Genomic DNA, 21,608 nt, shown 5'->3' with positions numbered 1-21,608 from the left:
GCCGCGCGGGCCCGGCCGAGAATTCCTGGAAGCAGGGAGCGACGTTTCACGTGAAACACGATGCGCAGCCCCGCGCCCGCTTTCCTACGCGACACTCCGAATTATGTCGTTTTGACCGTTTGTAGGAGCCGTTCGCCTCAGCGGAGCTGCTCGCCTCAGCGCTGACGCCGCCGGCTCGCACGCGCCGCCTTCGCCCGGCGGGTCGCCGCCCGCACACCGCCAGGACTCTCCCCCGCCAGCACCCGCACCACCGTCGACGGCGGGTCCACGATCCCCTCACCGACCTGGACCACGGACGTCTCCACCGCACCGAGCCGGCTGAGCGCGGCCCGTGCCGCCTTCAGCTCCTCCTCAGCGGTGTCCCCCTTGAGTACGGCCATCTCCCCGTGCGGACGCAGCAGAGGCAGCCCCCAGCCCGCCAGGCGGTCCAGTGGCGCCACCGCGCGAGCGGTCACCACGTCCACCGCGGGCAGCTTGCCGACCATCTCCTCGGCACGACCGCGCACCACCGTCACATTGCCCAGGCCGAGCAGCCGCACCACCTCCTCCAGGAAGGTGGTACGCCGCAGCAGCGGCTCAAGGAGGGTGATCGACAGGTCAGGACGGGTCAGCGCCAGCGGGATCCCCGGCAGCCCGGCCCCGGAGCCCACATCGCACACCGAGACACCTTGCGGAATCACCTCGGACAGCACCGCGCAGTTCAGCAGGTGGCGTTCCCACAGCCGGGGCACCTCCCGCGGACCGATCAGCCCACGACGCACTCCGGCGTCGGCAAGCAGCTCCGCATAGCGCACCGCGTCCGCGTAGCGCTCTCCGAAGACCTCCCGCGCCACTTCCGGCGCCGGGGGAAGCTCCGCTGCCGCCTCGTCCGTCACGAGGACCGTCCTTCCGTCGTGCATGGTTCAGTCGTGCATGGTTCGAGTCGTGCATGGTTCGCTACCAGGCTTACAAGCATCGGCCCCGCCTGCGAACAGGCGGGGCCGAATGACCACGTAACGCTGATCACGTACGGGCCGGATCAGACAGCCGGATCAGACAGGGAGAACGACCACACAGCGCTGGGGCTCCTCGCCCTCGGACTCGCTGCGCAGACCCGCCGCCGCGACCGCGTCATGCACGACCTTGCGCTCGAACGGGGTCATCGGCCTCAGCTTCACCGGCTCACCGGAGCCCTTGGCCTCCTCTGCGGCCTTGGTGCCCAGCTCTGCCAGCTCGGTACGCTTGCGCGCCCGGAAGCCGGCGATGTCCAGCATCAGACGGCTGCGGTCGCCGGTCTCGCGGTGCACCGCGAGCCGGGTCAGCTCCTGCAGCGCCTCGAGCACCTCGCCGTCCCGCCCGACCAGCTTGTTCAGGTCACGGCTGGAGCCCTCGCCGACGATCGAGACAGAGGCGCGCTCGCCCTCGACATCCATGTCGATGTCCCCGTCGAGATCGGCGATGTCCAGCAGACCCTCAAGGTAGTCGGCCGCGATCTCGCCCTCCTGCTCCAGGCGGGTCAGAGCGTCGGTGGTGTTGCCGTCCGTCACGGGATGGACTCCTCTACTTCTTCTTCGACAGGTTCGGCTTGGGCTGCGGCTTGCTGGGCTGCGCCTTGGGCTGCGGCTTGCTGGGCTTGGCGTCCTCAGGAGGCGCGGTGCTCGCCTTCTTGGCCGCACCGCCGCTCGCGGCCGACGGCTGGGCGCCGCCCGTCTGACGCTGGGACTTCGTCTGCCGCTTCGGCTGGGCCCGCTTCACCGGCGCCGCGTCCGCGGTCTCCGCCTTGGCAGGCTCTTCCTTCAGCTTGCCCGCAGCCTTCAGCCGCTCCTGCCGCTCCTTGAACGCGAGGCTGCCCGGGGTCGGGTTCCGGCGGATCACGAACATCTGCTGGCCCATGGTCCACACGTTGGTGGTCAGCCAGTAGATGAGGACACCGACCGGGAAGTTGATACCGAAGATGGCGAACATGATCGGGAAGACGTACATCAGCATCTTCTGCTGCTGCATGAACGGCGTCTTGACCGTCATGTCGACGTTCTTCGTCATCAGCTGGCGCTGCGTGTAGAACTGCGAGGCCGACATCAGGACGATCATGATGATCGTGACCACGCGCACATCGGCCAGCGTCGCGCCCAGATCGTGCAGCGTGGCGGCGCTGTCGGTGAACTTCGCGGACAGCGGGGCGCCGAAGATATGGGCGTGCTGGGCGCTGTTCACCTGCTCCTTCGTGAGGACGCCGACTTCCTTGCCCTGCGCGATGTAGCTCAGCACGTGGTACAGCGAGAAGAAGAACGGCGACTGGGCCAGAATCGGCAGACACGAGGAGAGCGGGTTGGTGCCCGTCTCCTTGTACAGCTTCATCATCTCTTCGGACTGACGCTGCTTGTCGCTCTTGTAGCGCTCCTGGATCGCCTTCATCTTCGGCTGGAGCGCCTGCATGTTCCGCGTCGACTTGATCTGCTTCACGAAGAGCGGGATCAGGCAGATACGGATCAGGATCACCAGCGAGATGATCGAGAGACCCCACGCCCAGCCGCTGTCCTTGTCGAAGACGTGGCTGTACAGCGAATGGAACTGGACGATGATCCAGGAAACGGCGTCGTAGAGGGGGTTGAAGATCCCCACGGTCAGGCTCCTTGGGCGTTAGGGGTCTCGGCGGGCTCGGGTGTGACGGACCCGCCTCCGCGGCCCCGCAAGTAGCGCCGCAGCCGATCGTGCCACGGCGGCCGCTTGCGTGGCGGAACATGGTCCACCCCGCCCAGCGACCAGGGGTTGCATCGCAGGATCCGCCATGCGGTCAGGGCCGTGCCCTTGACCGCACCGTGCCGGTCGATCGCCGTGTACCCGTAGTGGGAGCACGAGGGGTAGTACTTGCAGACCGGACCGAGCAGCGGGCTGATCGTCCACTGATAGATCTTGATCAACGCCAGCAGCGGGTACTTCATCGCGCCACCCCCAGGAGCCGTTGCAACGCGGCATCCAGGTCTCGGGCCAGCTCCTCGTATTCGGCGTCGCCCGCGGCGGGCAGCGCTCGTACGACTACCAGGCTACCGGGGGGCAGCAAAGTCAGACGCTCGCGGACCAGGTGCCGAAGCCGGCGCTTGACCACATTGCGCGTGACCGCGTTGCCCACGGCCTTGCTCACGACGAAACCCGCACGCGCCGGGGGAACGGTTCCCCCCGCCGCATGCGGGTCCGTGATGTCATCGGCAAAGCCGTTGTCCGTACGCGTTTGCGTACGCAGATGGACGACCAGCAACGGACGTCCGGCCCTGCGCCCGCGTACCGCGGTCGCGAAGTCCTGGCGCCGCCTCAGCCGATTCCCGGAGGGCAGCACGACATAAGGCCTGTGCGAATCAGGCGGACAGCTTGGCGCGGCCCTTACCGCGGCGGGTCGCGAGAATCGCGCGACCGGCGCGCGTACGCATACGCAGCCGGAAGCCGTGGGTCTTGGCGCGACGACGGTTGTTCGGCTGGAAGGTGCGCTTGCTCACTCGGGGGCTCCAGGATGAATTCGTGTGTTGCGGGGCGTCGCCTGGCTGTCACCGTGCGCCCACGAGGAAGCTCGCGGAACATCTGGGTGCACCGCTTCTTCGCCCATCGGTAGGCAGGCGGCAGCAGCCATCGACAACTCGACCTGGTTACGGTACGCGCGGCCGGGTCATCAGGTCAAACCGGAACCGGCGGCCCCCGGAGCGCGTCCATCCGACGGGCTTTTGCACAGCCTGTGGACAACGACTTGAACCGGGCACCATACGCTGACTACCGTGGCTGAACCCCGATTCCTTCCCGCCCGTCCCTAGAACCACACCTTCGTGGGATTTCGAGAGAGCGTGCACTGTGGCCGACGTGACTGCCGATCTTGCCTCAGTGTGGCCAAGGGTCCTGCAGAAAATCCTGGTGGACAGCGAGGACCTGAAACCGAAGGACGCGGACTGGCTCAAGCGCACCCAGCCGCTCGCGCTGGTCGCGGGCACCGCGGTGCTCTCCGCCCCCAATGAATTCGCCAAGAGCGTCCTCGAAGGACGGCTGCTGCCGCTGATCACCGAGGTGCTCAGCCATGAGTTCGGTCACCCGGTCGGGATCGCCATCGCGGTGGCCTCCGGCGCCGACGCGGAGCCCGGCCCCGCCCCCGCGGCCCCCGAGCCGCCGGCCCCCGCCCCGCCCCAGTACGGGGAGCAGCAGTACGGGCAGCAGCAGCCCTACGGCGCCCCCGAACCCCAGCAGCCGTACGGCGGCCAGCACCGGCGCGAGTACGACGAGGCCTACGACCGGCCCCCCATGGACGACGGCCCCCGGCTGCGCCGCGCCTACCCCGACCACCAGGGCGGCGCCCCCGGCGGCTGGCCGCCCCGCGAGCAGGCCCCCGACTCCTGGCAGCAGCAGCGCCCCGGCCCGCCCGGCGGCGGCTACGGCGAGCGCGACCCCTATCTCCAGGCCCCGCAGCCCCGCTACGAGCCGCACCCCGTGCCCCAGCAGCAGCCACAGCATCAGCATCAGCCACAGGCGCCGGTGCGCCACGAGCCCCCGGCCAAGCCCAGCGGGGGAGGCAGCAGCCCGTCGGGCCCTGCCGAGCCCACCGCCCGCCTGAACCCGAAGTACCTCTTCGACACCTTCGTCATCGGCGCGTCCAACCGCTTCGCGCACGCCGCCGCCGTGGCGGTCGCCGAGGCGCCGGCCAAGGCGTACAACCCGCTGTTCATCTACGGCGAGTCCGGCCTCGGCAAGACGCACCTGCTGCACGCCATCGGGCACTACGCGCGCAGCCTCTACCCGGGCACCCGGGTCCGGTATGTGAGCTCGGAGGAGTTCACCAACGAGTTCATCAACTCCATCCGGGACGGCAAGGCGGATGCTTTCCGCAAGCGCTACCGGGACATGGACATCCTGCTCGTCGACGACATCCAGTTCCTGGCGAGCAAGGAGTCGACGCAGGAGGAGTTCTTCCACACCTTCAACACCCTGCACAACGCCAACAAGCAGATCGTGCTCTCATCCGACCGGCCGCCCAAGCAGCTGGTCACCCTGGAGGACCGGCTCCGCAACCGCTTCGAGTGGGGCCTGATCACCGACGTCCAGCCGCCCGAGCTGGAGACCCGGATCGCGATCCTGCGCAAGAAGGCCGTACAGGAGCAGCTCAACGCCCCGCCGGAGGTGCTGGAGTTCATCGCCAGCCGGATCTCCCGCAACATCCGCGAGCTGGAGGGCGCCCTGATCCGGGTCACCGCCTTCGCGAGCCTCAACCGGCAGCCGGTGGATCTCCAGCTGACCGAGATCGTGCTCAAGGACCTGATCCCGGGCGGTGAGGATTCGCTGCCGGAGATCAGCGGTCCGGCGATCATGGCCGAGACCGCCTCGTACTTCGGCCTGGACGTGGAGGACCTCTCCGGCTCCTCGCGCAGCCGGGTGCTCGTCACGGCCCGGCAGATCGCCATGTACCTGTGCCGCGAGCTCACCGACCTGTCGCTGCCGAAGATCGGCGCGCTGTTCGGGGGCCGCGACCATACGACGGTGATGCACGCGGACCGCAAGATCCGCTCGCTGATGGCCGAGCGGCGCTCCATCTACAACCAGGTCACGGAGCTCACCAACCGCATCAAGAGCTGACGCGAGACCGTCTCTTACGCACCAGAGCGCCCCGGGAGCCCCTCCCGGGGCGCTCTGCGTTGTCCGCGGCAGTCCGCCCCGGACCGTACGTCTGTCCTGCGCCTGTTCGATTCCTTGTCCTACGGGGGCCGACAGGAACGTCTCTCCACAGCTCGGCCCGGAAATCCCCGTCCACAGCCTGGGGATGTCCAAGTTGTCCCAGCCCTGTCCACAGCCGGGCCTCCGGCATACTCGTGACGCCAGGTGGGAGGGCTGGGGATTTGTGAACAACCCTGATCCCCAGGCTGTGGACAGAACCACCGCCCACAGCGGCCCTCCGGAGTTGTCCACCGGCTGCCCACAGCCTGGGGCCGGTTGTCCCCAGCTTCTCCACAGCTCTGTCCACTGTTCGGCAACCAAACACGCCTTCTCGCCGGTAAGAGTGAAAGCCGTCACACCAACGGGGTGGATTCGGCTGGGGAGAACCTGGGTATTCCTGGGGACAGTGCTGGGGAGAACCAGGCCTGTCCTGTGTATCCCGTGTGCACAACTTTTGGCTGTCCACAGAACCAGGTGTTCATCCCCAGGTGCGGTCCACAGGACCGGTGGACAAAAAACGGGGCTTGACCTGCGCAGGAACCACTTATCCACGGTATCCACAGCCCCTACTACTACGACTAACTAGAGATCCCGGGAAGTCCGCTTCGAAGCGGGGCCTGTGCACAACCGCGCCTCGGGCCGCCTGGCATGCTGACGGCAGGCTTGACCCAACCCGCTCCGGTTGTCAGTGACGGCTGTCAGACTGGTCCCCGGGCAAAGACAGCCAGCAACAAGCAGGAGGCGGTTCCGGTGAAGATCCGGGTGGAGCGCGATGTACTCGCGGAGGCAGTGGCCTGGGCGGCCCGCAGTCTCCCGGCCCGTCCCCCGGTGCCCGTTCTCGCGGGCCTGCTGCTGAAGGCGGAGGATGGCTCGCTGAGCCTGTCCGGCTTCGACTACGAGGTCTCGGCCCGGGTCTCGGTGGAGGCCGACGTCGAGGAGGACGGCACCGTCCTCGTCTCCGGCCGGCTGCTCGCCGACATCGCCCGCGCACTTCCCAACAGGCCTGTGGAGATCTCCACCGAGGGCGCCCGGGTCACCGTCGTCTGCGGCAGCTCCCGGTTCACACTCCACACCCTGCCTGTGGAGGAGTACCCGGCACTGCCCGACATGCCCACCGCCACCGGCACCGTCCCCGGCGAGGTCTTCGCCGCGGCCGCCGCCCAGGTGGCCATCGCCGCGGGCCGTGACGACACCCTCCCGGTGCTGACCGGCGTACGGATCGAGATCGAGGGCGACACGGTCACCCTGGCCTCCACCGACCGCTACCGCTTCGCGGTCCGCGAGTTCCTGTGGAAGCCGGAGCAGCCGGACATCTCCGCTGTCGCCCTGGTGCCCGCCAAGACGCTGCTGGACACCGCCAAGTCGCTCACGAACGGCGACACCGTCTCCATCGCGCTGGCGGGCTCCGGCGCCGGTGAGGGCCTGATCGGCTTCGAGGGCGCGGGCCGCCGCACCACCACCCGGCTCCTTGAGGGCGATCTGCCGAAGTACCGCACGCTCTTCCCGACCGAGTTCGCCTCGATCGCGGTGATCGAGACCGCGCCCTTCGTCGAGGCCGTCAAGCGCGTCGCGCTCGTCGCCGAGCGCAACACCCCTGTCCGGCTGAGCTTCGAGCAGGGTGTGCTCACCCTGGAGGCCGGTTCCAGCGACGACGCACAGGCTGTGGAGCGGGTCGACGCCAAGCTGGACGGCGACGACATCTCGATCGCCTTCAACCCGACCTTCCTGCTGGACGGCCTGAGCGCGATCGACTCCCCGGTGGCCCAGCTGTCCTTCACCACCTCGACCAAGCCCGCGCTGCTGAGTGGCCGTCCGGCGGTCGACGCCGAGGCCGATGAGGCGTACAAGTACCTGATCATGCCGGTCCGTCTTTCGGGCTGAGTCCTGCCCGTTGAGCCTGCGGCGCGGGCGGTATCCCGCCGACGTAGGCTCAACGTAGGTCAGGCAAGGCTTCGAACGAAGGATCAACGATGGAGCTCGGTCTCATCGGTCTCGGCAAGATGGGCGGCAACATGCGCCTGCGCATCCGCCAGGCCGGCCACACGGTCATCGGCTACGACCGCAACCCGGATCTCGCCGATGTCCACAGCCTCGGTGAGCTTGTGGACAAACTGGCGGCGCCAAGGGTCGTGTGGGTGATGGTTCCGGCCGGCGCGGCCACCCAGTCGACGATCGACGAGCTCGGCGAACTGCTCTCCCCCGGCGATGTCGTCGTGGACGGCGGCAACTCCCGCTGGACGGACGACGAGAAGCACGCCGCGGAGCTGAAGGCCAAGGGCATCGGCTTCGTCGACTGCGGCGTCTCCGGCGGCGTCTGGGGCCTGGAGAACGGCTACGCGCTGATGTACGGCGGCGAGCCCGAGGACGTCGCGAAGGTGCAGCCGGTCTTCAACGCCCTCAAGCCGGTGGGCCAGTTCGGCTCGGTCCACGCGGGCAAGGTCGGCGCCGGCCACTTCGCGAAGATGGTCCACAACGGCATCGAGTACGCGATGATGCAGGCGTACGCCGAGGGCTGGGAGCTGCTCGAGGCGGTGCACTCGGTCACCGACGTCCGTGAGGTCTTCCGGTCCTGGCAGGAGGGCACGGTCATCCGTTCCTGGCTGCTGGACCTGGCGGTCAACGCACTGGACGAGGACGAGCACCTCGAAAGGCTCAAGGGCTACGCGGCGGACTCCGGTGAGGGCCGCTGGACGGTCGAGGCGGCCATCGACAACGCGGTGCCGCTGCCGGCGATCACGGCCTCGCTGTTCGCGCGGTTCGCCTCGCGTCAGGACGACTCGCCGCAGATGAAGATGATCGCAGCGCTGCGCAACCAGTTCGGCGGCCACGCGGTCGAGAGCAAGTAAGAACACAGAAGCAGAAGGGAGTCGGCGCACAGCCATGCATGTCGCGCATCTGTCACTCGCCGACTTCCGCTCCTACGCCCGGGTCGAAGTTCCGCTCGACCCGGGCGTCACGGCTTTCGTGGGGCCGAACGGCCAGGGCAAGACCAATCTGGTCGAGGCGGTCGGCTATCTCGCGACGCTCGGCAGCCACCGGGTCGCCAATGACGCCCCGCTGGTGCGGATGGGCGCGGACCGGGCGATCGTGCGGGCGGCGGTCGTGCAGGGTGACCGGCAGCAGCTGGTCGAGCTGGAGATCAACCCGGGCAGGTCCAACCGCGCCCGGATCAACCGCTCTTCGCAGGTGCGGCCGCGTGATGTGCTCGGCATAGTCCGGACCGTCCTGTTCGCCCCCGAGGACCTGGCTCTGGTCAAGGGCGATCCGGGCGAGCGCCGCCGGTTCCTGGATGAGCTGCTCACCGCCCGCGCGCCGCGGCTGGCCGGGGTGCGCAGCGATTACGAGCGGGTGCTGAAGCAGCGCAACACCCTCCTGAAGTCCGCTGCGATGGCCCGGCGCCACGGCGGCCGTGGCGGTGACCTGTCGACCCTCGACGTGTGGGACCAGCACCTCGCGAGGGCCGGCGCCGAGCTGCTGGCGTATCGGCTGGATCTGGTGCACGCCCTGCAGCCGCTGGCCGACAAGGCGTACGAGCAGCTGGCGCCGGGCGGCGGGCCGCTCGCGCTGGAGTACCGCGGTTCGATCGGTGAGCGGCTTGCCACGGCGAGCGGGCGCGAGGGGCTGTTCGAGGCGCTGATGGAGGCCCTGACCGAGTCCCGCAAGCAGGAGATCGAGCGCGGGGTGACGCTGGTCGGCCCGCACCGGGACGACCTGGTCCTCAAGCTGGGCCAGCTGCCCGCGAAGGGGTACGCCAGTCATGGCGAGTCCTGGTCGTACGCGCTGGCGCTGCGGCTGGCCTCGTACGACCTGCTGCGCGCGGACGGCAATGAGCCGGTGCTGGTCCTGGACGACGTGTTCGCCGAGCTGGACGAGAAGCGGCGTACGCGGCTCGCGGAGCTGGTGGCGCCGGGCGAGCAGGTGCTGGTGACGGCGGCGGTGGACGACGACGTGCCGGGTGTGCTGGTCGGTGCGCGCTATGTGGTGCAGGACGGGGCGGTGGAGCGGGCGTGAGCGATCAGGAGATCCCGAACCCGGCGCCGGAGCCGTCCGGCGTCGACCTCGCGCGGGTGGCGTTGCGGGCGGCGAAGGAGCAGGCGCGGGCGCGGGGTGCGGCGGCGCAGCAGAAGAAGCAGGCCCGGCGCGGTGGTCTGCGCAGTGGTGCGCGGGCGGACGGGCGTGATCCGCTGCCGCTGGGTGCGGCGATCAACCGGCTGATCACCGAGCGTGGCTGGGAGGCGCCGGCGGCGGTGGGCGGGGTGATGGGGCGCTGGCCGCAGCTGGTGGGTGACGACATCGCGCTGCACTGCGAGCCGCAGAAGTACGACGAGGACGAGCGGGTGCTCATCGTCCAGTGCGATTCCACGGCCTGGGCGACGCAGCTGCGGCTGCTCACTCCCACCATCGTGGCCAGGCTGAATGCCGATCTGGGCCATGGCACGGTGAAGTCGATCAAGGTTCTGGCCCCGGCCGGTCCGCCGCGTCTGTACGGGCGTCTGCGGGCGCCCGGCAGCCGTGGTCCTGGCGATACCTATGGGTAGTGGGGGGTTGACAGCCCGAAGCCCTGAGCGCCCGCGTAGGCCGTTTTTGGCCGGGGGTTGCGTGTAGGGAGTCGGGTGCGGGCGGTTCAGGACGGCACATGGGAACTCAGGTACCGCCAAAGCCCCATCTATGTCGGCGCTACCGGTAGACTGGTGGCGTACGCCGCCCACTCGCGGAACATGTCGAACAACGAAGCCGATCCCGCCGGAGCGGGAGACGGCTCGTGCTGTGCCAGAAAGGGCGCTTCGTGGCCGATTCCGGCAACCCCAACGAGAGCAAAACGTCCACAGCAGCCGGCTCCGGCGCGCCGTCCAGCGGTTCGTCCTACGACGCCAGCGCGATCACGGTCCTTGAGGGCCTTGACGCCGTGCGCAAGCGTCCCGGTATGTACATCGGCTCGACGGGTGAGCGTGGTCTGCATCACCTCGTCCAAGAGGTCGTCGACAACTCGGTCGACGAGGCCCTGGCCGGTCATGCGGACACCATTGATGTGACGATCCTGGCCGACGGCGGCGTGCGCGTGATCGACAACGGCCGCGGCATCCCGGTGGGGATCATCCCCTCCGAGGGGAAGCCGGCGGTCGAGGTCGTGCTGACCGTGCTGCACGCGGGCGGCAAATTCGGCGGCGGCGGTTACGCCGTCTCCGGCGGTCTGCACGGCGTGGGCGTCTCCGTCGTCAACGCGCTGTCGACCAAGGTGGCGGTGGAGGTCCGGACGGAGGGTTTCCGCTGGACGCAGGACTACAAGCTGGGTGTGCCGACGGCCCCGCTGCAGAAGAACGAGCCCATCTCGGAAACCGGCACCACGGTGACCTTCTGGGCCGACGGTGACATCTTCGAGACCACCGACTACTCCTTCGAGACGCTGTCGCGGCGCTTCCAGGAGATGGCGTTCCTGAACAAGGGCCTGACCATCTCGCTGACGGACGAGCGCCCGGAGCACGTCGACGAGGACGGCAAGCCGCTGTCGGTCCGGTACTTCTACGAGGGCGGCATCGTCGACTTCGTGAAGTACCTGAATTCGCGCAAGGGCGAGCTCATCCACCCCACGGTGATCGACATCGAGGCGGAGGACAAGGAGCGACTGCTCTCGGTCGAGGTCGCGATGCAGTGGAACACCCAGTACAGCGAGGGTGTCTACAGCTTCGCCAACACGATCCACACGCATGAGGGCGGCACCCACGAGGAGGGCTTCCGCGCGGCGCTGACCGGTCTGGTCAACCGCTACGCGCGCGAGAAGAAGCTGCTCCGCGAGAAGGACGAGAACCTGGCGGGCGAGGACATCCGCGAGGGTCTCACCGCGATCATCTCGGTCAAGCTCGGCGAGCCGCAGTTCGAGGGCCAGACCAAGACCAAGCTGGGCAACACCGAGGCGAAGACCTTCGTGCAGAAGGTCGTGCACGAGCACCTCACCGACTGGCTGGACCGCAATCCGACCGAGGCCGCGGACATCATCCGCAAGTCGATCCAGGCGGCCACCGCCCGGGTCGCGGCCCGCAAGGCGCGTGACCTGACCCGTCGCAAGGGGCTGCTGGAGACGGCGTCGCTGCCGGGCAAGCTCAGCGACTGCCAGTCCAACGATCCGTCCAAGTGCGAGATCTTCATCGTCGAGGGTGACTCGGCCGGTGGTTCGGCGAAGGCCGGCCGTAATCCGCAGTACCAGGCGATTCTCCCGATCCGCGGCAAGATCCTGAACGTCGAGAAGGCCCGGATCGACAAGATCCTGCAGAACACCGAGATCCAGGCGCTGATCTCGGCCTTCGGTACGGGTGTGCACGAGGACTTCGACATCGCGAAGCTCCGCTATCACAAGATCATTCTGATGGCGGACGCCGACGTCGACGGCCAGCACATCAACACCCTGCTGCTGACCTTCCTCTTCCGCTTCATGCGCCCGCTGGTCGAGGCCGGGCACGTGTATCTGTCCCGCCCGCCGCTGTACAAGATCAAGTGGGGCCGGGACGACTTCGAGTACGCGTACTCCGACTCCGAGCGCGACGCCCTGATCGAGCTGGGCCGCCAGCAGGGCAAGCGCACCCGCGAGGACTCGATCCAGCGGTTCAAGGGCCTCGGTGAGATGAACGCCGAGGAGCTGCGGATCACCACCATGGATGTCGACCACCGCGTCCTCGGCCAGGTCACCCTGGACGACGCCGCGCTCGCCGACGACCTGTTCTCGGTGCTGATGGGTGAGGACGTCGAGGCCCGGCGCTCCTTCATCCAGCGCAACGCCAAGGATGTCCGCTTCCTCGACATCTAGTCGGCCCACGCCTCATCAGCAGCCGAAGCTGCAGCTCGAAAGGACTTTGACCAGTAATGGCCGACGAGACCACGCCTGGCACCCCAGCAATTCCCGAAGGTTCCGCCGCCGAGGGCGAGACCGTCCTGCGCATCGAGCCGGTCGGCCTCGAGACCGAGATGCAGCGCAGCTATCTCGACTACGCGATGTCCGTCATCGTGTCGCGCGCGCTGCCCGATGTCCGTGACGGCCTCAAGCCCGTGCACCGCCGCGTCCTGTACGCGATGTACGACGGCGGCTACCGGCCCGAGAAGGGCTTCTACAAGTGCGCCCGCGTCGTCGGCGACGTCATGGGCACGTACCACCCGCACGGCGACTCCTCGATCTACGACGCTCTCGTACGCCTCGCCCAGCCGTGGTCCATGCGCATGCCGCTCGTGGACTCCAACGGCAACTTCGGCTCCCCGGGCAACGACCCGGCCGCCGCGATGCGCTACACCGAGTGCAAGATGATGCCGCTGTCCATGGAGATGGTCCGCGACATCGACGAGGAGACCGTCGACTTCACGGACAACTACGACGGCCGCAACCAGGAGCCGACGGTCCTGCCGGCGCGCTTCCCCAACCTGCTGATCAACGGCTCCGCCGGTATCGCGGTCGGTATGGCGACCAACATCCCGCCGCACAACCTGCGCGAGGTCGCCGACGGCGCCCAGTGGTGCCTGGCGAACCCCGAGGCCACCCCCGAGGAGCTGCTCGACGCGCTCCTGGAGCGCATCAAGGGCCCGGACTTCCCCTCCGGCGCCCTGGTGGTGGGCCGTAAGGGCATCGAGGAGGCGTACCGCACCGGGCGCGGCTCGATCACCATGCGGGCGGTCGTCGCGGTCGAGGAGATCCAGGGCCGGCAGTGCCTGGTGGTCACCGAGCTGCCGTACCAGACCAACCCCGACAACCTCGCGCAGAAGATCGCCGACCTGGTGAAGGACGGCCGTGTCGGCGGTATCGCCGACGTGCGCGACGAGACCTCGTCGCGGACCGGCCAGCGCCTGGTGATCGTCCTCAAGCGCGACGCGGTCGCCAAGGTCGTGCTGAACAACCTCTACAAGCACACCGACCTGCAGTCCAACTTCGGCGCCAACATGCTGGCCCTGGTCGACGGCGTGCCGCGCACGCTGTCCCTCGACCAGTTCATCCGCCACTGGGTGACCCACCAGGTCGAGGTAATCGTCCGGCGGACCCGCTTCCGCCTGCGCAAGGCCGAGGAGCGCGCGCACATCCTGCGCGGCCTGCTCAAGGCGCTGGACGCGATCGACGAGGTCATCGCCCTCATCCGGCGCAGCGACACCGTCGACATCGCGCGCACCGGCCTGATGGGCCTGCTCACGATCGACGAGATCCAGGCGAACGCGATCCTGGAGATGCAGCTGCGCCGGCTGGCCGCCCTGGAGCGCCAGAAGATCGTCGCCGAGCACGACGAGCTGCAGCAGAAGATCAACGAGTACAACGCGATCCTGGCCTCGCCGGAGCGGCAGCGCTCCATCATCAGCGAGGAGCTGGCCGCGATCGTCGAGAAGTTCGGCGACGACCGGCGCAGCAAGCTGGTGCCCTTCGACGGTGACATGTCCATCGAGGACCTGATCGCCGAGGAGGACATCGTCGTCACGATCTCCCGCGGCGGCTATGTCAAGCGTACGAAGACCGAGGACTACCGCTCGCAGAAGCGCGGCGGCAAGGGCGTACGCGGCACGAAGCTGAAGCAGGACGACATCGTCGACCACTTCTTCGTCTCCACCACGCACCACTGGCTGCTGTTCTTCACCAACAAGGGCCGGGTCTACCGCGCCAAGGCGTACGAGCTCCCCGACGCGGGCCGTGAGGCGCGCGGGCAGCATGTCGCGAACCTGCTGGCCTTCCAGCCGGACGAGTCCATCGCGCAGATCCTGGCGATCCGCGACTACGACGCGGCGCCCTACCTGGTGCTGGCCACCAAGTCCGGCCTGGTGAAGAAGACCTCGCTGAAGGACTACGACTCCCCTCGCTCGGGCGGTGTCATCGCGATCAACCTGCGCGAGACGGATTCCGGCGCGGACGGCTCCTCCGACGAGCTGATCGGCGCGGAGCTGGTCTCGGCGGACGACGATCTGCTGCTGGTGTCGCGCAAGGCGCAGTGCATCCGGTTCACAGCTACGGATGAGAGCCTTCGGCCCATGGGACGTGCGACATCGGGGGTGAAGGGGATGTCCTTCCGAGAAGGTGACGAACTTCTCTCGATGAATGTCGTCCGGCCAGGTACTTTCGTCTTCACTGCCACAGATGGCGGGTATGCGAAGCGAACCAATGTGGACGAGTATCGCGTCCAGGGTCGTGGAGGCCTCGGTATCAAGGCGGCGAAGATCGTTGAGGACCGTGGCTCGCTGGTCGGGGCGCTGGTGGTGGAGGAGACCGATGAGATCCTCGCCATCACCCTCAGCGGCGGCGTGATCCGTACGCGGGTCAACGAGGTCAGGGAGACGGGCCGTGACACCATGGGCGTCCAACTGATCAACCTCGGCAAGCGGGATGCCGTTGTGGGCATCGCGCGCAACGCCGAAGCGGGGGCGGAGGCCGATGAGGTCGACGCAGCCGATGAAGAAGTTGAAGCGGTCGAAGGGGCCGAGGGCGTCGCGCAGGCGCAGCCCACGGCCGCCGAAACAGAGGAGTAAGCCGTGAGTGCAGCCACGGGCGCCGCGGGCGGGACGGGCGCGGACGGAGGGAAGCCGTTTCCGGCTGCCCCTCCGGTCGCACCCGGCGGTGCCCCTGGCGCACCCACGGGCAACGGCCCGCATCAGGGGGGAAACATAGTGACCGACACCCGTCACCCGCAGTCGCCGCAGCACCAGCACGCGGTGCGGCAGCAGCAGACCTACGGGGGCGGGATCCCGGTCGCGCCGGACCAGCCCCCGCAGCCGCCGGTACCTCCGGTGCAGCCCCCGCAGGCCTACGTGCCGCCCGTGGGCTCCCCGGACGCGGCCGGCGTGCGCAAGCCGCGCCCCGCCGCCGCCCGCACCGCCCCGCGCACGCGCAAGGCGCGTCTGCGGGTCGCCAAGGCCGACCCCTGGTCGGTGATGAAGGTCAGCTTCCTGCTCTCCATCGCCCTGGGCGTCTGCACCGTCGTCGCCGTCGCCGCCCTGTGGATGGTCCTGGACACCCTCGGCGTCTTCTCCACCGTCGGCGGCACCATAAGCGAGGCGACGGACTCCGGCACTGGCGGCGGCTTCGACCTGGAGTCGTTCCTGTCGCTGTCGCGGGTGCTGACCTTCACCTCGGTCATCGCGGTCATCGATGTGGTGCTCGCCACGGCCCTGGCCACGCTGGGTTCGTTCATCTACAACCTGTCCGCAGGCATGGTGGGCGGCATCGAGCTGACCCTGGCGGAGGACGAGTAACCGATTTTGGGACATGGCCCCGGGTGCGCTAATCTTTCAACGCAGCGCGGGGCTATAGCTCAGACGGTTAGAGCGCTTCCCTGATAAGGAAGAGGCCACAGGTTCAAGTCCTGTTAGCCCCACCGCGTGGAAGGAACGGCCCGTACGGATCAAGATCCGTGCGGGCCGTTTCCTTATGGCCGCTGCGGAAGTTGGGGCGGTAGCAGGTCACCGTTCGATATCGGCCGGTGTGTATAGTCGGGCCCGTCGGAGGACCCCCAAACGCAAGAAGGACGAGGTCGCGCGGTGAAGAAGATTCTCCTGGTCGCACTGGCCGCCATCGGCGGTCTCCTCGTGTACCGCCAGATCCAGGCGGACCGCGCCGAGCAGGACCTGTGGACGGAGGCGACGGACTCCGTTCCGGCGGGTTCCGGCGCGAGCGTCTGAGACGCCAGGTTTCCTGGAAGCCCCGACCGCACGGCGGTCGGGGCTTCGCTGTTCTGTGCGGGCTGTTGCGGGACCGTGACGGACAGCCGCTTGAATTTGCTGTCGCAAATCAATACCTTCGCGACAGCGAACGCGACGCGAGGGGGAAGCGGCACATGCGACGACGTTGGGCCCTGGTCGGAGGGCTGCTGCTGGCGGTGATCGCCGGTGCGGCCCCTCCTGCGCATGCGGCCGGAACTTCGCAGGACAGCCTCATCATGGTGCTGGATTCCTCCGGGTCGATGGCCGGCGCGCGCATGACGGCCGCCAGGAAGGCCGTCAACGACGTGGTGGACACGCTGCCGGACGGCTATCCGACGGGGCTGCGGGTGTACGGAGCCGGGAAGACGCACGGCTGTGACGACACCTCGCTGGTGGAACCCGTACACGCGCTGGACCGGGCCGCGATGAAGGCGGCGGTGGCGGCGGTCGAGCCCAAGGGGGACACCCCCATCGGGCTCTCGCTGCGCAAGGCGGCCGCAGATCTGCCGGAGGGCGGCCGGGGGACGGTGCTGCTGGTGTCGGACGGCGAGGACAACTGCGGCGACCCCGAGCCGTGCGAGGTCGCGAAGGAGCTCGCGGGCGACGGGATCGACCTGCGCATCGACACGGTCGGCTTCCAGGTGCGCGGCAAGGCCCGTACGCAGCTGGAGTGCATCGCGGGAGCCGGCCACGGCGCCTACTACGACGCACCTGACGCGGCTGCCCTGGCGCGGCAGTTGGAGCGGGCCTCGCGGCTGAGCGCGGACGCGTACCGGGTCGAGGGCGAAGCTGTGCGGGGCGGCGCCAGCGCGAAGCAGGCGGCCGGGCTGGGCGCGGGACAGTACGTGGACAGCATCGGACCCGGGGAGACCCGGTGGTACGCGCCGGGGCTGGACAGTGGGTCGGCGGCCGATCTGGCGGTGACGGCGGTGCCGTCGGCGGGGGCCGGGGTGGCCTACCGGGACGGGATCGAGCTGAAGCTGCAGACGGCGGCCGGCTCGGGCGGCTATGCGTACACCTGCGACAGCTCGTACGACCACTTCGGGCAGGACGAGGGCGCGATGGTGCTCAGCACGGCCGTGAGCCGGGTGCCCAGCGCCAAGGGCAGCGGGACGTGCGACAAGGCGGGGCGCTATCTGCTGTCCGTCCACCGCACGAGTGACGCAGGCTCGGACCGGGGCCGCTGGACGCTGGAGCTGCGGTACGGAGCCGAGCCGGTGCTGGCGGCCGGGGCGACCCCGGCGCCGGCCGAGACGGTCTACGGGCAGGCCCCGGCGGCTGTTGTGGGCGAGCCGGCGGATGTGGAGGGCGGCACGGGCTTCAACGACGCCCGCAGGGTCGCCAAGGGCGTGTGGCGGGACAGGCTGCTGCCCGCGCAGACCCTCTTCTACAAAGTGCGGGTGGGCTGGGGGCAGCGGCTGAGCTACACCGCCGAGTTCGCCAACGAGCCGGTGGTGGCGGGGACTTCGACGGCTGACTGGTCGTTCGTACGGACCCGGGCCTACGCGCCGCAGCGGCTGCCGGTGCGCGACGCCTCGGGCTCCTCCGAGCAGCGGAGCTACTTCGGGAAGCCGTTGTCAGTGGGGCTCGGTACGGTTGCTGTGACGTGGACAAACCGCTGGGTCGTCGCGGGCGCGGCCCCGGCGGTGCACAGCGCGGGCGACTACTACATCGCCGTGTCGCTGGGCCCGGGGGCGGCGCGGCTCGCGGAGAACGCGGCGGTGGGGGTGGTGCTGCGGGTGAATGTGACGGGGACGGAGCTGGCCGGGCCGCAGTACAGGGCGGCGCCGGCGGCGAGCGGGAGTGCCGGCAGCGGCAGCAGCGCCTCCGCGGTGGGCGATTCGGTGAAGACGGGGGACACGGCGGTGGGCGACGGGGGAGGATTCGTGACCGGAAGCGACATGATCGCGGCAGGTGCGGGCGGGGCGGTGGCCCTCGTGGGCGTGGCCGTGACGGCGGCGGTGCGGCGCAGGACGGCCGGAGGACGAGGGGCGGCGGGGCGTGATGCGTGAGGAACCGGGTGCTGCCCGGACAGGATTCGGCGCCCGGGCCCTACGGCCTGCCTTGGTGGTGATGGCGGCCGCTCTGGCAGCGTTCGCCGGGCCGGCGGGCGCCGCGCTCGCGGACACCTCGGGCATCCCGTCGTACAAGACCGCCGGCACGGCGGTGACGGGCACGGCGGGCAGCACCGACGCCCCGACCGTCAAACCGGGCATCTACACCGACACCATCGGCGTGGGCGACCGGAAGTACTACGGCGTGGACCTGGACGACAGCTCCAGCGCCTTCATCTCGGCGGTGGCCGCGCCCAGAGCAGACACCACGGTCGGATACTCCGACGGCATCTCGGTGTCGCTGCAGGACACCGACGGCAACTCCTGCAGCCTGGGCGGCGACGCCTCCTTCGGGTCCGCCGAGGCCGCCCGGCCGATCGCGGCCTACGCCTCCCGCCGGATCGTCAATGACAGGTCCTGCCAGAAGGCCGGGCACTATCTCTTTCTGGTGGAACGGGACAGCGCCGCGACCTCCGACCCGGGCGACTGGCCGATAGAGATCCGCTTCGTCCTGGAGCCGGGGGTCGAGCACGGGGCCACCACAGCGCCCTCGCCCAGCAGTTGGAGCTCGGGCACCCCTGTGCCGCCCAGCGGCTCGGCCAAGACCGTCACCGGCGGCACGGGCTTCAACGACGCCACCGAGCTGGGGGCCGGTGTCTACACGGACCGGATCCTCCCCGGGCAGACGCTGTTCTACGAGGTGCCGGTCGACTGGGGGCAGCAGCTCTTCACCACGGCCGAGTTCGGCAACACCGAGCCGAAGGAAGGCGCGACCGGCACCTTCGCCTCCAGCGGCATACAGCTGGACCTCTACAACCCCGCGCGCGGGGCCGTCACCGACGACTCGGCCTCCTACGACGGCGACCCGGCCGAGGTCGCGCTGGGCACCGCCCCGGCGCTGTACGCCAACCGCTTCAACACCACCGACTCGATCAGCGCGATGCGCTTCTCCGGCAGGTACTACCTGGAGATAACGCTCAGCCCCGCCGTGGCCGGCTTCATCGACGGCAAGGTGAGCTTCACGCTGCGGATCGGCGTCAAGGGCAGCGCGGTGGCGGGTCCGGCGTACATAGGCGGCGCGGACAGCCCCCTGAGCGCGGGCGATGGCGACGGCGGTGTCGCGGGGGGCGGATCCGCGCTGCGGCTGGCGGGCTTCGCGGCGCTGGGGGCCGGCACGGTGCTGGTGCTGTCGCTGGCCGTGTGGACGGTGTCCGCCCGGCGGCGGTCGGTGGACGCGGTCAGGTAGCTCCGCCGGTCAGCGCCCAGATGCCGAAGGCGAAGCACAGCGCGGCGATGGTCAGGATCGGCACGACCAGCTTGACGGGAGGGCCGGGGCGTCGTGCGGGCAGGGCTGCCGCACGCGCATGCGCATGCGCGGGCACCGGCTGCGGCTGCGGCACCGGCACCTGCGTCGGCAGCGGTTGCGGGGTGTAGGGGCGGGTGCCCGGCGGGGTGGCGGGCGCCTGGGTCGGCGGAGTGGTCGGCCGCTCGGGGACGGGCAGCGGCGGGGCGAGGCGGAAACCGCTGGTCTCCCCGGCGGAGGGCACAGGAGCCGGGTCGGCCGGCCCCGCTGGCCCCGTCGGCCCGAAGCCCTCGGGCAGCGGGCCGATCTGGTCGAAGACCTCGACCGGCTCCTCGTCGATGCCCGGCTCGGGCAGCAGCTCCAGGGCCGCGGCGAGGGCCTTGCGTGCGCCTGTCGCCGTACGGAAGCGGGCGTCCGGGTCCGGCTGCAGCAGCGTGCCGATCACCTGCCACAAAGGCTCGGGCACGCCCACCGGGGCGCGGGGGGTGCCGTGCTCGTACATCGCGAAGATGCCCTGCTGGTCGGGCTTCTTGCCGCTGAGCAGATACAGGGCGACCAGCCCGCCGGCGTACAGGTCGGCGGGGAAGTCCGGCTCCGCGCCGAGCATCTGCTCCGGGGCGAAGTAACCGGGCGTGCCGACCACGTAGTTGGTGTCGGTGAGCCGCGGCTCGCCCTTGCGCATGGCGATGCCGAAGTCCGACAGGCGCAGGTGCGGCTGTCCGGCGCCGGTGGCCTCCAGGAGGATGTTGGCGGGCTTGATGTCCCGGTGCACCACCCCCTCGGCGTGCACGGCGGTCAGCCCGGACAGCAACTGGTCCAGGAGCACGCACACATAGCGCGGCGGAAGCGGGCCGTAGTCCCCGATGACGTGCGACAGCGAGCCGCCGCGCACCAGTTCCATGGTGAAGAGCACCTTGTCGTCGTCGGCCGCCCAGCTGGCGGGCGCCAGGACATGGGGGTGGTCGATGCGCAGCGCCTGCTCGCGCACGAAGCGCAGCAGGGAGTGGGCGTCGCTCTGCAGCAGCACCTTGGCCGCGACATAGCGTCCGCGACGCCGGTCCCAGGCGCGCCACACCGCGCCCGCGCCGCCCCGCCCGATCGGGTCCACCAGCTCGTACCGGCCCGCGAAGACCTCGCCCATGGTCTGCGTCCCGCCCCCTGTTCCGTGCCTCGGCCGTACTGAAGTCTCAGTCCTGGTGCGCTTCGAAGTGGGTCACCGCGTCATCGGTGCGCCCGGCGCCGTACACACGGAGGAACTCTGCCAGTTGGGGGTGGCCCGGGGCGAGGGTGGCGGCGGCTTCGGTGATCTCCTCGGCGGAGGCGACCGAGCGCAGCAGCGACTGGATCTCCCGTACGACCCGCCGCGCGGGCGGCAGCCGCTCGCCCGAGGAGGTGCTCTGCGTGGTGTTGAGCAGCGAGGATCCCTCCGAGTGCCGGATCTCCTCCATACGGGCCGCCGCCTGCGCATGCGTGGTGACCCCCTCGGCGACGTGCGCGGCCAGTTCCTGCAGCGCCTGCACCCGCTGCGCCACCGCCGGGTTGCCGATCTTTGCCCGCTGCCCGCTCATCAGCTGCGACAGCATCGGCGCCGACAGCCCCAGTACGCCGGCCAGCCGCGACTGATTGAGCCCCAGATCGCCGATCAGCCGCCGGAACAGATCCCCCAGCGGCTCCCCGTACCAGCCGCGCTGCAGTTCCTGCGCACGGGCGGTGGCGTCCTGCGGCGATGTGTCCATACGCGCTCCCGGCGGCTCTGCTTTGCGGCTGCGAATGTTGCAAACCATCCTACGGACCCGGATACTCGGTCGGTGTCCACCTCCGCAACCGGTACCCTGGTCTGCGGCACGGGGCCTTAGCTCAGTTGGTAGAGCGCTGTCTTTGCATGGCAGATGTCAGGGGTTCGACTCCCCTAGGCTCCACAACCCCGATCAGCGCGGGCC

At 69.4% G+C, this 21,608-nt stretch carries 18 protein-coding genes, 2 tRNA genes and 1 pseudogene; 13 read left to right on the top strand and 8 right to left on the bottom strand.

Going from position 1 to position 21,608, the window contains the following annotated elements; translation table 11 throughout:
- Positions 1-155 precede the first annotated feature (155 nt).
- The 6 genes from rsmG to rpmH form a co-directional block, all read right to left on the bottom strand.
- Positions 156-899 carry a 16S rRNA (guanine(527)-N(7))-methyltransferase RsmG gene (rsmG, locus tag OG607_RS22520; RefSeq protein ID WP_405726255.1) on the bottom strand — a complete coding sequence of 248 codons (744 nt, stop codon included), beginning with the start codon at positions 897-899 and terminating at the stop codon, positions 156-158.
- 132 nt (positions 900-1,031) lie between these two features.
- Positions 1,032-1,526 (bottom strand): protein jag, encoded by a 495-nt coding sequence (locus OG607_RS22515; RefSeq protein WP_405726252.1) that lies wholly within the window; start codon positions 1,524-1,526, stop codon positions 1,032-1,034.
- Positions 1,527-1,539: 13 nt separating this feature from the next.
- Positions 1,540-2,601 (bottom strand): membrane protein insertase YidC, encoded by a 1,062-nt coding sequence (gene yidC, locus OG607_RS22510; RefSeq protein ID WP_405726249.1) that lies wholly within the window; start codon positions 2,599-2,601, stop codon positions 1,540-1,542.
- 2 nt (positions 2,602-2,603) lie between these two features.
- A complete protein-coding gene (gene yidD, locus OG607_RS22505) occupies positions 2,604-2,921 on the bottom strand; it encodes a membrane protein insertion efficiency factor YidD (RefSeq protein WP_329315474.1) in 318 nt (105 codons plus the stop codon).
- The gene (gene rnpA / locus OG607_RS22500) at positions 2,918-3,313 is read right to left on the bottom strand and encodes a ribonuclease P protein component (RefSeq protein ID WP_405726245.1); all 396 of its coding nucleotides are present in this window, start codon (positions 3,311-3,313) and stop codon (positions 2,918-2,920) included. Before rnpA ends, yidD begins: the two co-directional genes overlap by 4 nt.
- 19 nt (positions 3,314-3,332) lie before the next feature.
- Positions 3,333-3,470, bottom strand: coding sequence for a 50S ribosomal protein L34 (gene rpmH / locus OG607_RS22495; protein ID WP_329315469.1), 138 nt, complete (start codon positions 3,468-3,470; stop codon positions 3,333-3,335).
- 346 nt (positions 3,471-3,816) lie between these two features.
- Between rpmH and dnaA the strand changes: the two genes are divergently transcribed.
- The 12 genes and pseudogenes from dnaA to OG607_RS22435 all read left to right on the top strand — a co-directional run bounded on the left by dnaA (position 3,817) and on the right by OG607_RS22435 (position 19,611).
- On the top strand, positions 3,817-5,583 hold the full coding sequence (dnaA, locus tag OG607_RS22490; protein WP_405726241.1) for a chromosomal replication initiator protein DnaA: 1,767 nt from the start codon (positions 3,817-3,819) through the stop codon (positions 5,581-5,583).
- An 828-nt stretch (positions 5,584-6,411) separates the two neighbouring features.
- Complete coding sequence (dnaN, locus tag OG607_RS22485) at positions 6,412-7,542, top strand: DNA polymerase III subunit beta (RefSeq protein ID WP_405726238.1); 1,131 nt, start codon at positions 6,412-6,414, stop codon at positions 7,540-7,542.
- A gap of 77 nt (positions 7,543-7,619) precedes the next feature.
- Positions 7,620-8,507 (top strand): annotated as a pseudogene (gene gnd, locus OG607_RS22480) (phosphogluconate dehydrogenase (NAD(+)-dependent, decarboxylating)); the annotation flags it as partial.
- Between the two features lie 34 nt (positions 8,508-8,541).
- Positions 8,542-9,672: a DNA replication/repair protein RecF gene (gene recF / locus OG607_RS22475; RefSeq protein WP_405726235.1), complete on the top strand. Its 1,131-nt coding sequence runs from the start codon at positions 8,542-8,544 to the stop codon at positions 9,670-9,672.
- Positions 9,669-10,199, top strand: a complete 531-nt coding sequence (locus OG607_RS22470) for a DUF721 domain-containing protein (RefSeq protein ID WP_405726232.1) — start codon at positions 9,669-9,671, stop codon at positions 10,197-10,199. The genes recF and OG607_RS22470 overlap by 4 nt, the downstream gene beginning before the upstream one ends.
- Positions 10,200-10,423: 224 nt before the next feature.
- On the top strand, positions 10,424-12,460 hold the full coding sequence (gene gyrB / locus OG607_RS22465) for a DNA topoisomerase (ATP-hydrolyzing) subunit B (protein WP_405726229.1): 2,037 nt from the start codon (positions 10,424-10,426) through the stop codon (positions 12,458-12,460).
- A gap of 56 nt (positions 12,461-12,516) precedes the next feature.
- Positions 12,517-15,141: a DNA gyrase subunit A gene (gyrA, locus tag OG607_RS22460; protein WP_405726226.1), complete on the top strand. Its 2,625-nt coding sequence runs from the start codon at positions 12,517-12,519 to the stop codon at positions 15,139-15,141.
- A 3-nt stretch (positions 15,142-15,144) separates the two neighbouring features.
- Positions 15,145-15,864 carry a DUF3566 domain-containing protein gene (locus tag OG607_RS22455; protein ID WP_405726224.1) on the top strand — a complete coding sequence of 240 codons (720 nt, stop codon included), beginning with the start codon at positions 15,145-15,147 and terminating at the stop codon, positions 15,862-15,864.
- 48 nt (positions 15,865-15,912) lie between these two features.
- Positions 15,913-15,986: transfer RNA gene (locus tag OG607_RS22450), tRNA-Ile, on the top strand.
- Positions 15,987-16,149: 163 nt separating this feature from the next.
- Positions 16,150-16,290 carry a DLW-39 family protein gene (locus OG607_RS22445; RefSeq protein ID WP_329315454.1) on the top strand — a complete coding sequence of 47 codons (141 nt, stop codon included), beginning with the start codon at positions 16,150-16,152 and terminating at the stop codon, positions 16,288-16,290.
- A 155-nt stretch (positions 16,291-16,445) separates the two neighbouring features.
- Positions 16,446-18,323: a vWA domain-containing protein gene (locus OG607_RS22440; protein ID WP_405726222.1), complete on the top strand. Its 1,878-nt coding sequence runs from the start codon at positions 16,446-16,448 to the stop codon at positions 18,321-18,323.
- A gap of 61 nt (positions 18,324-18,384) precedes the next feature.
- Entirely contained in the window at positions 18,385-19,611 is a 1,227-nt protein-coding gene (locus OG607_RS22435; RefSeq protein ID WP_405726219.1) for a hypothetical protein, read from the top strand.
- Here the strand turns inward: OG607_RS22435 and OG607_RS22430 are convergent.
- Positions 19,604-20,809, bottom strand: coding sequence for a serine/threonine-protein kinase (locus tag OG607_RS22430; protein ID WP_405726216.1), 1,206 nt, complete (start codon positions 20,807-20,809; stop codon positions 19,604-19,606). The genes OG607_RS22435 and OG607_RS22430 overlap by 8 nt on opposite strands.
- Positions 20,810-20,855: 46 nt before the next feature.
- Complete coding sequence (locus OG607_RS22425) at positions 20,856-21,404, bottom strand: helix-turn-helix domain-containing protein (protein WP_405726213.1); 549 nt, start codon at positions 21,402-21,404, stop codon at positions 20,856-20,858.
- 110 nt (positions 21,405-21,514) lie between these two features.
- On the opposite strand from OG607_RS22425, the gene OG607_RS22420 reads away from it, so the two are divergent.
- A tRNA-Ala gene (locus OG607_RS22420) sits at positions 21,515-21,587 on the top strand.
- Positions 21,588-21,608 lie beyond the last annotated feature (21 nt).

Source organism: Streptomyces sp. NBC_01537, assembly GCF_045040445.1.
Taxonomy (GTDB): domain Bacteria; phylum Actinomycetota; class Actinomycetes; order Streptomycetales; family Streptomycetaceae; genus Actinacidiphila.
This window is presented reverse-complemented; position numbering and strand designations above follow the sequence as displayed.